This is a genomic window from Sphingomonas sp. NCPPB 2930, from assembly GCF_042867205.1.
Classification (GTDB): Bacteria; Pseudomonadota; Alphaproteobacteria; order Sphingomonadales; family Sphingomonadaceae; genus Sphingomonas.
The window spans coordinates 151,084-166,367 of the sequence record NZ_JBHZQU010000006.1 but is presented as its reverse complement, the minus strand read 5'-3'; the positions used below and the strand labels follow the sequence as shown (position 1 = coordinate 166,367).

General features: G+C 67.7%; 12 protein-coding genes and 1 tRNA gene. 6 read left to right on the top strand and 7 right to left on the bottom strand.

Features of this window, described 5'->3' with window-relative positions:
• Positions 1-331: 331 nt before the first annotated feature.
• Both ACFX59_RS09565 and ACFX59_RS09560 read left to right on the top strand, forming a co-directional pair.
• Positions 332-1,342 carry a LacI family DNA-binding transcriptional regulator gene (locus tag ACFX59_RS09565; protein WP_387431879.1) on the top strand — a complete coding sequence of 337 codons (1,011 nt, stop codon included), beginning with the start codon at positions 332-334 and terminating at the stop codon, positions 1,340-1,342.
• Between the two features lie 474 nt (positions 1,343-1,816).
• Positions 1,817-2,104 (top strand): hypothetical protein, encoded by a 288-nt coding sequence (locus ACFX59_RS09560; protein WP_387431877.1) that lies wholly within the window; start codon positions 1,817-1,819, stop codon positions 2,102-2,104.
• A 286-nt stretch (positions 2,105-2,390) separates the two neighbouring features.
• Here ACFX59_RS09560 and ACFX59_RS09555 read toward each other — a convergent pair.
• From ACFX59_RS09555 to ACFX59_RS09540, 4 genes are all read right to left on the bottom strand, one after another.
• A tRNA-Pro gene (locus ACFX59_RS09555) sits at positions 2,391-2,467 on the bottom strand.
• Positions 2,468-2,587: 120 nt separating this feature from the next.
• A complete protein-coding gene (locus ACFX59_RS09550; RefSeq protein WP_387431874.1) occupies positions 2,588-3,406 on the bottom strand; it encodes an ATP-binding protein in 819 nt (272 codons plus the stop codon).
• Between the two features lie 48 nt (positions 3,407-3,454).
• On the bottom strand, positions 3,455-5,458 hold the full coding sequence (locus ACFX59_RS09545; RefSeq protein ID WP_387431872.1) for a tetratricopeptide repeat protein: 2,004 nt from the start codon (positions 5,456-5,458) through the stop codon (positions 3,455-3,457).
• Positions 5,455-6,843 carry a TIGR03013 family XrtA/PEP-CTERM system glycosyltransferase gene (locus tag ACFX59_RS09540; RefSeq protein ID WP_387431869.1) on the bottom strand — a complete coding sequence of 463 codons (1,389 nt, stop codon included), beginning with the start codon at positions 6,841-6,843 and terminating at the stop codon, positions 5,455-5,457. Before ACFX59_RS09540 ends, ACFX59_RS09545 begins: the two co-directional genes overlap by 4 nt.
• A 150-nt stretch (positions 6,844-6,993) precedes the next feature.
• Here ACFX59_RS09540 and ACFX59_RS09535 point away from each other — a divergent pair, with 150 nt between their 5' ends.
• Positions 6,994-8,037 (top strand): mannose-1-phosphate guanylyltransferase/mannose-6-phosphate isomerase, encoded by a 1,044-nt coding sequence (locus ACFX59_RS09535; protein WP_387431867.1) that lies wholly within the window; start codon positions 6,994-6,996, stop codon positions 8,035-8,037.
• A 40-nt stretch (positions 8,038-8,077) separates the two neighbouring features.
• Here the strand turns inward: ACFX59_RS09535 and ACFX59_RS09530 are convergent, their stop codons facing one another.
• Together ACFX59_RS09530 and ACFX59_RS09525 are read right to left on the bottom strand one after the other, a co-directional pair.
• Positions 8,078-9,082: a polysaccharide deacetylase family protein gene (locus ACFX59_RS09530; protein WP_387431864.1), complete on the bottom strand. Its 1,005-nt coding sequence runs from the start codon at positions 9,080-9,082 to the stop codon at positions 8,078-8,080.
• An 8-nt stretch (positions 9,083-9,090) separates the two neighbouring features.
• On the bottom strand, positions 9,091-10,935 hold the full coding sequence (locus ACFX59_RS09525; protein ID WP_387431862.1) for a sensor histidine kinase: 1,845 nt from the start codon (positions 10,933-10,935) through the stop codon (positions 9,091-9,093).
• Positions 10,936-11,126: 191 nt separating this feature from the next.
• Between ACFX59_RS09525 and ACFX59_RS09520 the strand changes: the two genes are divergently transcribed.
• Entirely contained in the window at positions 11,127-11,594 is a 468-nt protein-coding gene (locus ACFX59_RS09520; RefSeq protein WP_042487895.1) for an Lrp/AsnC family transcriptional regulator, read from the top strand.
• Positions 11,595-12,115: 521 nt separating this feature from the next.
• On the opposite strand, the gene ACFX59_RS09515 is transcribed toward ACFX59_RS09520, so the two are convergent.
• Positions 12,116-13,408: a tol-pal system YbgF family protein gene (locus ACFX59_RS09515; RefSeq protein ID WP_387431858.1), complete on the bottom strand. Its 1,293-nt coding sequence runs from the start codon at positions 13,406-13,408 to the stop codon at positions 12,116-12,118.
• Between the two features lie 169 nt (positions 13,409-13,577).
• Between ACFX59_RS09515 and ACFX59_RS09510 the strand changes: the two genes are divergently transcribed.
• Together ACFX59_RS09510 and ACFX59_RS09505 are read left to right on the top strand one after the other, a co-directional pair.
• Entirely contained in the window at positions 13,578-14,318 is a 741-nt protein-coding gene (locus tag ACFX59_RS09510; RefSeq protein WP_387431855.1) for a YaaA family protein, read from the top strand.
• Positions 14,315-15,013 carry an SDR family NAD(P)-dependent oxidoreductase gene (locus ACFX59_RS09505; protein WP_387431852.1) on the top strand — a complete coding sequence of 233 codons (699 nt, stop codon included), beginning with the start codon at positions 14,315-14,317 and terminating at the stop codon, positions 15,011-15,013. Before ACFX59_RS09510 ends, ACFX59_RS09505 begins: the two co-directional genes overlap by 4 nt.
• The last annotated feature ends 271 nt before the right edge of the window (positions 15,014-15,284 follow it).

Sequence of the window (15,284 nt, the reverse complement as noted above, 5' to 3'; positions counted from 1 at the left end):
ATTATTTTGCCATATCACGCTATACGGCATGACATCGGTGTCAACAAAATTGACCGGCGCCGGGATCGCCCGGTGAATCAACCGGATGACTGTGGTTCCGCCGCCACACTCCCCTTGTCCTTCGCGACGGGAGCAGCGCGTTTCGCGGGGCGCGCCGTCGGCGTCCTGATACTTTCCGGCTTTCGCGACGACGATATTGATCGCCCGTCTCCTATCGAGACTGCCCCTGAGGCACGGCATGATTGCGGGCCGCATCCGATTGCATAAGATGACGCCATGTGGGACGCTTGACCCCGGCGTGCCGCTCCTTGTCTTCCGGCCGGATGTTTTGATGAAGGCGCTTACCATCAAGGACGTGGCCCGGCAGGCTGGCGTTTCCCCCAAGACCGTCTCGCGCGTCATCAACGGCGAAGCGCATGTCCGCCCGGCGGTGCGCGAGGCCGTCGCGCGCGTCGTGGCGGAATTGAACTACCGGCCCAACACGTTCGCCCGCAGCCTGTCGAGCACCCGCTCCTTCCTCATCGGGCTGTTCTTCGACGACCCGGCGTGCAGCTATGCCAATGACGTCCTGCTCGGCGCGCTCGAACGGGCGCGATCGCTCGGCCGCCATGTGGTCATCGAGACCGTCTCGCTCGACCGTTCCGACTGGCAGGCGAGGCTGGAGGAGAGCCTGGTCGGGCTGAAACTGGGGGGTGCGATCCTCACCCCGCCCATTTGCGACTGCGCCGACCTGATCGCGATTTTCGAGCGGCATGCGGTCCCCGTGGTCCGCATCGCGCCGGGTAATGATGTCGACCGGACACCCTATGTCAGCATCGACGACCGCGCGGCGGCCCGCACCATGGCGGAGCATCTGATCGCGCTGGGCCACCGCGACATCGCTTTCATCAAGGGCAACCCGACCCATAGCGCGACCCATCGCCGCTGGCTTGGGTTTCGCGATGCCATGGACGCCGCCGGGATCGCGCCCGACGACCGGCTGGTGGTCCAAGGCGACTTCACCTTCCGGTCCGGCATCGTCGCGGCGGAGGCCCTGCTCCATGGCCCCCGCGCACCCGACGCGATCTTCGCGAGCAACGACGAGATGGCGCTGGGCGTGCTGGTGGCCGCGATGCGGGCGCAGATCGCCGTCCCGCAGAAATTGTCCATCGTCGGGTTCGATGACGCCCAGCTGGCCCGCATGGCCTGGCCACAGCTGACAACGATCCGACAACCCAATTGCGACATGGCGGCGGCCGCCGTGAGCCTGCTGGCAGACCGCAGCGATGGTCCGGAGAGCGCCCGATCCTCGATCGAGCTTCCCTATGAGCTGATTGTCAGGGCCAGCTCCTGCGGCTCTTGAGGGCGGATGCCCAAGCAGCAGCGCATCATCGTGGAGCTATCCGTTCAGGTCCTGCGACAGGCGATGATCGATAGCGGCGGGCGACGGTGCGACACGATCCCGGTTCACCTCGCTCTTCGCTGCCTGCCCCCACTGCCCCGACCGCTGGCGGCTGACGACCTTCTGGGAATCGGCCGGGCAGTCGAATGAGATCGCTCGCGCGCAAGGAGTGAAGGCGGCATTCAACACGGTTGTACGCCAGCTCGGCCGCTCGGGTACATTGATCGATTGAATTCAGGTTGCTGAATAGCGCGAAAATTTATTTTTGGGGTCTTGCGCTTCATAGATCTCGCAGAAATACGAGCTTTCCGAATGGCTGCCATAAAATTTTTATCCGCAGTTCATCGCAACCAACTTCAACAAGGCTGGCGGTTCAATCATCGAACGAATTAGCATTCCTTTGGCTGAGATGATTCGGCCTTAGGAGTAATCAATATGTCGTTATTTTGTGCTCGGGTCGTATTAAACGGAGATGCACCTTACGAGGTTTACGAGGGCGTCCACAACGCTATGGGCTACTTTGGCTTCCATAGGCAGTTCTTTGATGGCAATGGCCAGCGGCGCGTCACGCCGGACGCCACCTATGTGGGCGAGTCCGGGCTTGCCGACTTTGCCCTTTTGGACATTTTAAAAAATGCAGTTTCTGCGCATTGGCTCAACAACGGCGTATTGCTGATGCGACTGCAGTCGGCAGTTTTCGAAGGTCTGCCGTGCGCAGCATGACCAAAAGAAATTGATGGCTGACGGGGATCGGCACCGTTCCTGACTAGGAGGCCCCGGCGTGCGACAACGGGCCCACCGGTTCATATCGACCGTATCCAGGACACAGCATCAAGCGGGAGGGCGGCCGGAAGGTCGCCCTCTTTGCATAGGCCAACGCGACGCTGCGAGCGAACATATCAGGGCAAATAGGACATGTCGCCAACCGCACCGGGCTGACACCGAATAAGCATATCGGCTTGGGCCACGCCTGGACCTCCTTTCGGAGGTGATCATAAGGGCATGTAAATGGTCGGGGAGAGAGGATTCGAACCTCCGGCCCCTGCCTCCCGAAGGCAGTGCTCTACCAGGCTGAGCTACTCCCCGACTAGAGAGTACGGATCGGTTTTCAGAGCCTTTCGGGAAGGCCGATCCGTGCTGGAGGCGCGCCAATAGCCAGCGGCTCGGATCGGTGCAAGAGGTTTTTTCACCGAAACGAAATTTCTCTTACAGGACCCGCTCCTTCCGTCCCGCCAGGTCGACGATATATTGCCAGGCCACCCGCCCCGAGCGGCTGCCGCGCCGGGTCGCCCAATGGACCGCCTCGGCCCCGTCAAACGGCAGGTCGTGGCGCTCGGTATAGGCGCGGACGATCGCCAGATAGCCGTCCTGGTCGAGCGCGTGGAAGCCCAGGCTCAGGCCGAAACGGTCGGCGAGCGCCAGCTGGTCGTCCACCACGTCGCGCGGATTGATCGCGCTGTCCTGCTCGCTCAGGTCGCGGGGCAGCAGGTGGCGGCGATTGGCGGTGACCAGCAAGCGGACATGCGCGGGCCGCGCCTCCGCCCCGCCGTCGAGCAGCGAGCGCAGCTTGCGCGCCTCGCCCGCCTCGTCGAAACCCAGATCGTCGATGAACAGCGCAAAGGCCCGGTCCACCCCTTCCAGCAGCGCGAACAGCGTGGGCAGGCTGTCGAGCGTATCGACCGACACCAGCGCCAGACGACCGGGCCGCGCCGCCTGTACCGCCGCCACGCTGGCCTTCACCAGCGCCGACTTGCCCGTGCCCCGCGCGCCCCAGAGCAGCACGTCCTGCGCCGCATGCCCCTCGGCCAGCCGGGTCAGATTGGTGAGCAGCGCCTCGCGCTGACGGTCCAGCCCTTGCAACAGGTCTAGCGGCAGCGGCGCGAAGCCGCGCACCGGCCGAAGCACGCCGTCACGCCACAGATAGGCGGGATGCGCCAGCGGATCGGCGGAGACGATGGGCGCGGGGGCCAGGCGTTCGAGCGCGGCGGCGATGCGCTCCAGCACGGAAACGGGAAGGTCGGTCATGCCCGCGCTTCTACGGCGCGGACACCCCGCTGCAAAGACCGGCGGACGTCAGAGCGCGGCGCGGTGCCCCGCAATGACCGGATTGCCGGGGGCGAGCGCCAGCGCCTTGTCGAACAGCTGACGCGCGCCCTCCGTCTCGCCCGCCGCCGCCAGCGCCACGCCATAGGCATCCGCCGCTGCCGCGTTCATCGGAGCCAGCCCATAGGCCACGGCGCCGTAACGCCGCGCGACCAGCCCGTCCCCGGCCCCGGCATAGGCCAACGCCAGATCGTGAAGCAGCGCGACGTCGTCCGGCCCCAGCTGCATCCGCAATCCTTCGAGCGTTTCGATCGCGGCATCCCATTCCCCGGCGGCCAGCTGCCACCGTGCGAGCAGACGGCGCGCGGGCACGCTCTGCGGGTTTTGCGAGAGATACAGGCCGAGGGCGACGGCGGCCTCCCTTGCCCGCCCGGCTCGTCCATAGCCATCGACCAGCCGCAGCATCGTCGGCTCGTCGAAGGTCAGATCGGCCGCGCGGGCATAGGGGCCCAGCGCCTCCGACAGGCGGCCGATGGTCGACAGCACATCGCCATAAGCCAGCAGCGCGGCCGGGGCGCCCGGCGTGGCGCGGACCAGCGCCTGCGCTTTGGCAAGCGCGCCTGCCCGGTTCCCCTGGCTGGCCAGCGCGCGAATGACCCCCAGCGCATAGGTCGGGTCGGTCGGCGAGGTTTCCGCCGCGATGGTCAGGTCGCCCAGCGGGCGGTCGGGGCGAAAGATCGCCGCTTCGCCGACATGCGCCTGCGCGATCCGGTCGATAAGCCCCGCCCCCTCCTCCGCCGGGGCCGCGAACGCCGCGAGACGTAGCGCATAGCCATCGGCATCCGCCCGGCTCAGGATCGGGCGAAGCGTCGCCAGCGCGGCGGGGCGATCCCCCGTCGCGATCTGCGCCGCCGCCAGCAGGCGACGGGCGGCGACGTTCATCGGCTGCATCGCGACGAGCCGCCCCCACACCCGCACCGCCCGCTGCGGCCGCCCCTGGGCATAGGCCAGCAAACCGTTGAGCAGCACGACAGAGGGACGATAGGACAAGGCGCCGCGCGTCTGCTCCAGCACGCCCTCCGCCAAGGCGAAACGCCCTGCCCGCGCGGCGATCACCGCCTGGAGGTAGAACGCCTCGGGACTGCCCGGCTCGGACACCAGCGCCCTGCGGGTCGCCGCCAGCGCATCGCTCGAACGGCCGCTATCGCCCAGCGTCGCGGCATAACGGATCAGCGCCGGATGATAATAGGCATCGCGCCGTAACGCCGCCTCGAACCAGGGCAGGCTCGCCGCCAGACCATAGCGCGCGTGCACCACCTCGGCCTGCAGGGTCAGCGCCGCCGGATCGGCGGGGGCCAGCGCGGCGGCGCGGGTCGCGGCTTCGCTCGCGCCCAGCATGTCGCCCGCGCCGAACCGGCTGCGACCCAGATCGGTCCAGCTTCGCGCATCGTTCGGAAAGCGCGCCACGACCGCCTGCAACATCCGGCGAAGCGTCGCGCCACCGGCGCGGGCGGCACGAACCTGCGCGGCGGCGCGCATCATCGCGGCGTCCTGCTGCGCGGGCATGCGATCGACCGCCTCTTGCGCGCCCGCCAGATTGCCCAGCGACCAGCGCGCCTCCGCCCGTGCGGCCAGCGTCTCGACCTCGGGCACGCCGTCGGCCAGCGCGCGGTCCAGCGCCGCCTCCGCCGTCACCCCCTGCCCCAGCAACAGGCTGGTCCGGGCAAGCATCATCTGCGCCGGCCCGGAGCGCGGCGCGGCGGCCGCGGCCTGGAGCGCTTGGTCGTGCGCGGCGTGATAATTGCCCGCCTCCAGTGCGACGCTCGCCTTGCGCAGCGCCAGCACGGGGTCAACCGGCGGCCTGGCGGTAAACAGCTGGACCAGCAGCGCCCCCACCGCCAGCGCGATCGCCGCCAATACGGCAACCAGCCGGACACGAAGCGGCAACCGCCCCCGACGCCAGAATCGCCGCTTGCGCCGCAGCATCGGATAGGGGCTGGCCGCCGGGGCCCCCGGCCCGGCCGCGTCGCTCACCGCGCGCCCGACGGCCACAGGATGACCCGCAGCGTCTGGAGCAGGATCAGCGCGTCGAGGAAGGGCGAATAATTCTTGGCGTAGTACAAGTCATATTCCAGCTTGTGCCGCGCATCGTCGATCGAGGCGCCATAGGGATAGTTGAGCTGCGCCCATCCGGTGATCCCCGGCTTTACCATATGCCGTTCGGCGTAAAAGGGAATTTGCTGTTCGAGCTGTTCGACGAATTGCGGGCGTTCGGGGCGCGGGCCGACAAAGCTCATCTCGCCCTTCAGCACCGACCAGATCTGCGGCAGTTCGTCGATCCGGACCTTGCGGATGAAACGGCCGACGCGGGTGATGCGCGGATCGTCCTTTTCCGCCCAGACCGCCTGCCCGGCCAGCTCGGCATCCTGCCGCATCGAGCGCAGCTTGGGGATGTCGAACGCTTGGTTGAACAGGCCGACACGGCGCTGGCGATAGAAGACGGGCCCCTTCGACTCCAGTCGGATGGCGATGGCGGTGATCGCGATGATCGGCACCGCCGCGATCAGCAGCGCCAGGCTGACCGTGACGTCGAACGCCCTCTTGAGGATCACCGAACGGACGCGCCCCGACGAGAAACCGTCGGAGAAGATCAGCCAGCTATGGCTGACCGAGGCCAGGTCGATCCGCCCGGTTTCGCGCTCCAGAAAGCTCGACAGCTCGAACACCTGCACGCCCGCCGTCCGGACACGCAACAAATCCTGATAGGGCAAGGCGCGGCGGCGTTCCTCCAGCGCCAGCACGACTTCGACCACCTCGCGACCGACGACGAACGCCTGGAGATTGGGAATATCCTCGCGGTGAATGGCCTGTGGCAGCACCCTTTCGGCGTCGGACATGGCGATCACCCCGACGACCAGGAAATTGGCGCCCGGCCGCTCGGCCAGCTCGACGATCTGGGCGGCGCGGGGCCCCGCCCCCATCACGATCACCCGCCGCTTGAACCGGTCTCCGCCCAGCAGCCGCCCCAACGCGCCACGCATGACGACCAGCAGAAGGATCGCGAACATCATCGCGAACAACAGGCTCGATCGCCAATAGGAGACTGCCGGAAAGAAGAAGAAGATCAGCGACAGGAAGATGACGCCCAGCGACACCGCGACCATCAACCGCGCCGCCGCGAAGCGCAGCGACAGGAAGGACGCGGTCGAATAGGCCCCCACCGCCAGCAGCGCGACCTGAAGCGGCGCGGCAAAGCTCAATATCTGCGGCCAGCGGTCGATCGCCGCACCGACCGGATAGCCGATCTGCCAGGCCCGCAACCGCCACCCCAGCTCGGAGGCGAGCAGCAGCAGCGTGAAATCGACCAACCCGAGCAGCAGAACCGCATGGGGGACATAGTGTTTGAACACACGGATCATCGACCGGACGCTGCTCGTCCCTCCCTTGCACGCACGACTGTCCCAATTTTTACACGGAATGACAAACGAAGCGTGAAGATATGCGTTATGGGCGCGTTATAGGCGAAACCGTCATCCGATCGGCGATGGCGGATCAACAAAGGGGCATTCATGCACAATCCGATCGTTCCGGTCATCCTGTCCGGCGGCTCCGGCACGCGACTGTGGCCCATGTCCAAGCCGGAAATGCCCAAGCAGCTGCTCGCGCTGACCTCGGACGAGACCATGTTGCAGTTGACCGCACAGCGGACCAGCTCGAAGGACTTCGCGGCACCGATCATCGTCGCGGGCCAACGTCATGCCGATCTGGTCGAGTACCAGCTGGTCGCCGCGGGCACCCCGGCCCAGGCGCTGATCCTCGAGCCAGTGGCGCGCAACACCGCGCCCGCCATCGCACTCGCCGCGCTCGCCGCCAAGCCCGAGGACGTGCTGCTGGTCATGCCGTCCGACCATGTCATCGCCGATCTGGACGCGTTCCACGCCGCGATCCGCGCCGCACTGCCGATGGTGTCGCAGGGCTGGCTCGCGACCTTCGGCATCTCGCCCGACAAGCCCGAGACCGGCTATGGCTGGATCCAGGTCGGCCGCGAGATCGCGCCGGGGGTCAACCAGGTCGCGCGCTTCGTCGAGAAGCCCCGCCTGGAACGTGCCGAAGCGATGCTGGCACGCGGCGACTATGCGTGGAACGGCGGCATCTTCCTGTTCCGCGCCGACCGCTATCTCGAGGAACTGGGCCAGCACGCCCCCGAAATGCTCGTCGCCGCCGAAAAGGCGATGCGCGGCGCCACGCATGAGGGCAAGCGCATCTGCCCCAACGAGGCCGACTTCGCCGCCTGCCCGTCCGATTCGATCGACTATGCGGTCATGGAGCGCGCCGATCGCGTCGCGGTGGTGCCGGTCGCGATGGGCTGGAACGATGTCGGCAGCTGGGACGCGCTGCACGCGATCAGCGAGCTGGACGGGTTCGGCAATGCGCATCGCGGCGAAGTGCTGGCGATCGATACCAAGAACTGCCTGATCCGCACCGACCGGGTGCGCGTCGCGGCGGTCGATGTCGAGAATCTGATCGTCGTGGCGAGCGGCGACGACATCCTGATCCTGCCGCGCGGTCGCAGCCAGGACGTCAAGAAGCTGATCGAGGCGATGAAGCGCTGATCCCCGACCGGCGGGCGGCCGTCCTGGTCGCCCACCGATGTCAGCCGGGGCGCCGGTCGAGCGCCGCGAGGATATCCGCGACCGTGGTGGGCAGGACGCCCCGTTCGGCCAGCCGGTCGAACACCGCATCCCACCATAGGTCGAATTGCGCCCGGTCCCGCGCATCGCGGACATAGGGGGTATGCCCCGGCTCCAGCGTCGGGGAATGAAAGGAAAAGACCAGCAGGCGGACGCCGTCCTGCAAGGACCGATCGATCCCCGCCAGCGCATCGGCGATACCCACCCCTTCGGGCGTCAACGGTATCCGGTTGAGCAACCCCGCCCGTGCCAGCACCCCGCGACCATATGGGACCTGTCCCGCGCACCGATGGACGCGCGGTCCGCATCGCCGCAAGCGCCCGTCGAACACGCTGGTCAGCGGCAATTCGACCATCCCGTCACGGTGAAAGCCATGCGCCGCGATGCCGCCGAAATCCATGCCCCCTTCGTCGCCATAATCGTGCAGCGCGCGCATCGAGCTGTCGATCCGATAGCCCCGCTCCGCCAACAGGCCCAGCGAGGACGGCCCCAGTCCATAGCGCCCCGACCGGAAGATACGCGGCCGCATGCCGAAGCCCTGCGCCAGCGCCTCGGTCAGCATATCCAGCTTGGCCGCCTCCAGCGTGAGGGGCAGGTTGCCCGCATGGCTGGTGAAGGGGTCGACCACCTCCCGATAGGGTGGGGTGACCCAGGCGTGAAGCTGCGCCCCGATTTCCGACCGCCCGTCGTTCCGGCACTCGGACAGGATCGCGACCGACGCCGGATCGACCGCGACCGGATAGTCGACCATGCAGGTCAGCCCGACGCCCGCCTCGGCAAAACGCCGATGCGCCGCCGGGAAGGCCCGCATCGCCGTCGTCGCGCGGTGCCGCCGGTCGAGCGGCGCGGACCAGTCGAATTCCTCCTCGACATCGACGGTGACCAGGAAGCGGGTGCCGAAATCGGCAGGCCAGTCGATCCGTTCCTCCGCGCTGGGCGGGTCGGGGCGCCAAGGCCGGGTCGACATGGCCGGCTTCAGCGGCGCGACGCCTGTCCCGCGCGCTGCTCCCCGCCGAGCGGCAGCGCCAACACGACCCGGTGGAGCCCGATGGTCAGGCCGCCCCCCATCTCCGCGCCCAGCTTGTCGATCAGCCGCAGCGAAAAGCCGGTGCCGAGCAGCGGCGCGCCGTCACGCTGATCCTCGTCGCCCGCCTCGCTGAGCAGCGCGCCCTCGGTCTCGACGGTCAGGGCCAGCGGCCGGTCGACGCGCAGCACCGCCATGCCCTGATCGATCGCCAGCCCGGCGGCCAGCCGCTCGCCGACCACGCAATTGGACAGCAGGACCGAGAACAGCCGGGTAATCAGCCGCTCGCTCGCGCGGTCGTCCGCCAGGGCGGTGATCGCCTGCTCGGGCGCCTCGAACCGGATTTCCGCACGGCGCAACTCGGCCAGCGGGTGGAGTTCGGTCAGGATACGCCGGATCAGCGGCTCCAGCGGCACGACGGTCGGCCGCAGCTCCAGCACCCGTCCCTCGATCCGCGCCGCCGTGTCGAGGTCCTCGACCGAGGCGAGCAGGTCCGCCGCCATCGACCGGATGGCCGATGCCCGGTCGCGATAGACCGGCGCGACAGGACCGAGCAGTTCGCTTTCGATCAGTTCGGCAAAGCCCGCCACCGCATTGGCGGGGGTACGGAGTTCGTGGACCAGCTGGCGCAGCGAATCGGACGAAGCCTTGTCCGACGCCGTGTCGGCGCCGACCGCATTGGCGATCTCGTCGCGCCGGGGCCGCCGCCCGCTGCCGCGATAGCCCAGAAACTGGCCGGTCAGCGGGTCGAAATAGGGCATGGCCGAAACCCGCCACGACCCCGCCGCTTCCGATGCGCCGCCAATCTCCAGCCGGGCGTCGCGGAAGGGCGAGCGGCGCCGAAACGCTCCCATCGCCACGCCATCGAACTGCGCCAGCCCCTGCATCACGGTCTCGGCGATGCTGACGCCGACCAGCGGCCCGCGCGCGACGCCATCGACGCCCAGGATCAGTCCGCGCGTGTCGGTCTCGAAATCGAAATGCGCCGGGCCCGCATGGCTCGGGGTCGCCCCCGCCACTTCTTCGCGGCGCTGGTTGAACGCATCGATCCGGGCGACCAGATCGGCGATCTCATAGCGCGGTGGCGCTGAAGCGGGCTCGGCATGGCGCATCGCCTCGGCCATGAAGGGCAGGGTCCGGGCCACCTGCCCCAGCGCCACGAACGGCGTGGCGGGCTGGGTCGGCACGGGATCGAGCAGGATCGACAGCGGCGGCTGTTCGGCGACCGGCGGCTCCTGCGGCGGCAATGGCGCGGCGGCGGGCGGCGGCGGGGGCGTGTCGCGGGCGATCGGCCAGCTTTGCGGCTGGGATGGGGTCGGCGCCACGGTGACGGGTTCGGGCTCAGGATCGGCCACCGCCTCCGCGCCGAAGTGCGGCAGGACGAAATCGACCGCGCCGAAGCTCTCCAGTCCCCGCTGCACCGTTTCCGACAAATCTCGACGATGACGGAGAATCGATCGGGTGCCGGGCGTCAGCCGGGGCAGGATCGCCAGCCAGTCCGCATCCGCCAGGGTCACCGAACGCAGGACCGGTCCCGCGACGGGCAGATCGTCCTGGGCGAAGAAGGCGACCAGCGCGACCGGTGCCGGGCCCTGACGCAGTATGCGGGCGCTGGCGGCGCGAACGGGCTCGGGCACGATATCGCGCAACGCCGCCAGTCGCGCCAGCATCGGCGGATCTGCGGGAACCCGCCCGCGACTCATCAGGTCGACCAGCTGCCGCCAGGCAGTCTGCGCGCCGAATGGCGTCGCAGTGTCGGCCGAAAGAATCGTCGCCAGACTGTCGTCGAACCGCACAGAGCTCCCTTTACGCTTGGGCCATGGCCCCCGAGGACCCTGACGTAACGTCTTTATCCTTCCAACTGGTAACCTGCAAATATCACGCGACATGCCGTTGCAAAGTGAGACAATTGCGGTAGTGCGTAATTTTCTTATATCCAGCCGCAAACGAACATAGGGAATCGGCTTTTTATGTGGAGTATCGTGTAATGGCGCTCGATCGTATCGATCGGCAGATCCTGGCGCTGTTGCAGGCCGATGGCCGTATGACCAATGTCGAACTCGCCGAACGCGTCGGTTTGACCGCCCCGCCCTGCCTGCGTCGCGTCCGCGCGCTCGAGGAAGCGGGGGCGATCCGGGGCTATCACGCCGATCTGGACGCCGCGCGTCTGGGCTTTCCGATCACCGTCTTCGCGATGGTGTCGCTGCGCAGCCAGGCCGAGCATGACCTGGCCGCGTTCGAAGCGCATGTCGCCGGTATTCCCGAAGTGCGCGAATGCCATATGCTGAACGGCGAGATCGACTTCATCCTGAAGATCGTCGCGTCGGACCTCAAGAGCTTCCAGGAAATCCTGACCGGGCATCTGACACCGGCGCCCAACGTCGCCAGCGTCAAGACCTCGCTGACCATTCGCACCGCCAAGCAGGTGTCGGGGATTCCGATCGAAGCGGACTGACCCACAAGTTTTCGGCCAGTCAGGAAACCGGCCTTCTGCGAGGGGGGCCGGTTTTTTTTCTTGGGAGGGCCGCCATTTGACGGGGTGATTCCATTTCCAGGGATTCGCGTGCGCTTCGACTTCGCTCAGGCCGAACGGAGGGCGGGGCGCGGGCGGCGCTTGAGGCTTCTCACCAGACTGCCGTTCGCGCTGAGCGAAGTCGAAGCGCACCCTGCAGCTTTCCTCCAGGCGAGTGCAATCCCGTGGCCTTCGACTGCGCTCAGGCTGAACGGAGGGCAGGGACGCGCGCGGAGCTTGGGGCCGCAGACCAGACAACCGTTCGCGCTGAGCGAAGTCGAAGCGCACGCCCGCTGCGTCCCTCCAGGCGAGCACAATCCCGTGGCCTTCGACTGCGCTCAGGCTGAACGGCGGGTGGGAGGGAGTTTCGCGCCCCTCCCACCGGAACGAAAAAGGCCCCGGCTTTCGCCGAGGCCTTTCCGCGGGACAGGACCACGCCGACCGGATCGGCGCGGACGTTGACCTTATGCCTGGGTCGAGAGCCAGGCCTTCCAGAAGCCCGCCAGATCGGCGCGGGGGGCACCGTTCACCGCGTCGAAGGCGGCGGTGGCACCGGCCTTGTCGCCCTGCGCGGCGAGTGCGATGCCGAGGCGGGTGTTCACCTCGCCCGCATCGACGCCGCCCTTTTGCAGCGCGGTGCGGTACAGCTCGGCCGCCTTGGCGTAATTGCCCTGGCCGTAATAGGCCTCGGCGGTCAGCGCGGCGAGCTTGCCGTCGCCAGCCGACTTAGCGCGCGCCTCGGTCGGGGCGAGCGAGCCTTCTTGGCGGCTCTTGGCGGCGGCGGCGGTCAGCATCGCCTTGGCGGTGGCGTTACCGGCCGGGATCTTGCCGGTCGCCATGCCTTCCTTCAGGACCGCTTCCGCCTCGGCGGGCAGGCCCTTGTCCGTCGCATATTGCGCATATTCCATATAGTCGTTCTGGTCGGCCAGCGACTTGGAGGCGCGCATCAGGCGGAACAGGTCCAGCTTCTGGTTCTTGTCCAGCGTCGCCAGCGAACCCGGCTGCAGGCCATAGATGACCAGCGCGTTGCGCCAGTTCTGCGGCGTCGGATAGGCGACGATCCACTTGCGCATCCAGGTCAGCGTCTCGGGGACCATCTTGCTCTTGTTGGCGCGACCGATGGCGTACTTGTAATAATCCTCCGGCGCCTTCTGGCCCGAGGCGTTCATCTGGTCGATGGTGGTGGCCAGCGCGGCGTTCGCGCCCGCGACGTCGCCCGTCTCCATCTTCGCCTTGACGATCAGCAGCGGCAGGTTGGGGTCGTTGTAACCCAGCTGCTGCGCCTGTTCGAAATATTTCAGCGCGATCGGATACTGCTTGCCATTATAGGCCAGCGCGCCGCGACGATAGACATAGCGCGGCTTGTCCGTCACCGGGGTCGAGGGGCTGGCGATCAGCACGTCCAGCGGCTTGGCGAGCGGGGCCTCGTCGATCGGCGCGTTCGGGTTCGCCTGCTGCGCGGCGAACAGCTTGCCCGATTCGAGCTCGTAGCGCATCGCGGCCGCGATATACTTGTCGTCCTCGGTCTTGGCCGCGGCCTCGACCGCCGACACCAGCGGATCGGCGGCGGCATAATTCTTCTGCTGCAGCACCGGCTGTGCCGCCTGCGCTGCCTTCAGCGCCTCGGGGCTGAGCTTCAGGCCACCGGCTTCCTGCTCCTTGCCCTTCTTCTGCGCGACGGCCGGCGCGGTCAGCGCAACGCCACCTACGCCCGTCGCAAGCACCGCCGCCAGCGCGAGTTTCGGAATGATTTTCATGCGAATTCTCTCCAAGAATAGAGCCTGTCAGGTCCGGAACCGTCGATGGCGCGCTTGTAGGGACAGGTCTCGTCCCGTTCAAGCAAAGCGATGATGCGTGCCACCCTATCCGTCAGCCGCTGAACGCGGATTGAACGCGAACGCTCCGCCCGCTAGCGCGTGCGTCATCATGATTGCCGTCATTTCCCCCGCCAAGACGCTCGATTACAAGAGCCCCCTCCCCGATCTCGCCCCCACCCGCCCGCATTTCGCGGTCGAGGCGGACGCGCTGGCCGCCGCCGCTGCGGGCCTCGGCGAAGAGAAGCTGTCCGCGCTGATGCGCATCTCGCCCGCGCTCGCCAAGCTGAATGCCGAACGGTTCCGCGACTTCGCCGACGCGCCCGAGCGGCCCGCGATGTTCGCCTTTGCGGGCGACGTCTATACCGGGCTGGAGGCCAAGACGCTGGACGAGCCCGCGATCCTGTTCGCGCAAGATCATCTGCGGATGCTGTCGGGGCTTTACGGGCTGCTCCGCCCGCTGGACGCGATGCGTCCCTATCGGCTGGAAATGGGCACGCGCTGGGCGCCGCGCGGGGACAAGCTGACCGACTGGTGGGGCGACCGGATCGCCACGCGCCTGGCCGAGGAGGTCGAGGCGGAGGGCACCGGCACCATCCTGAACCTGGCCAGCCAGGAATATTGGCATGCCGTCGACGGCAAGCTGCCCCCGTCCATCCGCGTGATCGGCGTCGATTTCCGCGAGGGCGACCGCTTCGTCAGCTTCCACGCCAAGAAGGCGCGCGGCGCCATGGCGCGCTGGATGGTCGAGCATGCCATCACCGACACCGATGCGATGCGCGGTTTCGATAGCGACGGCTATGCGTTCGACGCCGAGGCGAGCACGCCGACCCTGTGGAGATTCGTGCGATGAGCGAGTGGAAACGGGCAATCGTCATCGGCGCCTCGGGCGGGATCGGCGGAGCCCTTGCCGACGCGCTGGAGGAAGAGGGGATCGCGGTCGCCCGCTTCGCCCGCTCGATGACCGGCGACGCGCATATCGACCTGGAGGACGAGGCCAGCATCGCCGCCGCCGCCGCGCGGATCGCCAGCGGGCCTGCCCCCGATCTGGTGATCGTCGCCACCGGCCTGCTGCATGACGGCGACCACGGGCCCGAAAAGGCGATCGACCAGCTGTCGCCCGCATGGCTGGCGCGCAATTTCGCGGTCAATGCGATCGGCCCGGCGCTGATCGCCAAGCATCTGCTGCCGCTGATGCCGCGCACCGGCAAGACGATCTTCGCGGCGCTGTCGGCGCGGGTCGGATCGATCTCCGACAATCGCATGGGCGGCTGGTACGGCTATCGCGCGTCCAAGGCGGCGCTGAACCAGTTCATCCGCACGCTGGCGATCGAGCACAAGCGGCGCAACGACCGCTCGATCGTCGTCGCCCTGCACCCCGGCACCGTCGATACCGCGCTGTCCAAGCCGTTCCAGGGCAATGTCCGCCCCGGCGGCCTGTTCGCCGCCGATCGCGCCGCCGTGCAACTGCTCGACGTCCTCGACGGACTGCGCGCGCCCGACAGCGGCAAGCTGTTCGACTGGGAGGGCAAGGAGGTCCAGCCCTGACCCGTCAAACCCCTTGTTACGACAACGTCTGTTACGACAACGTCATGACAGAATAGTAACATTTGCGACATGTCGCCGAAATCGCCGGGGCGGCATAAGACCCCGGCTGGTCGCCGTTTACTCCCGTCGGCGACCAGCGCCTCGACAAGTCCCGCGATCCTGCTGCCCGGGGGGAGCATAGGCGCCGGGCCCATCCCCGCCGACCCGCTCCGCGCCCGCCGTTGCTCCCGAACGGCCCCTCGCGAATGGGGTCGCGCGGGGGTGGTCAGGC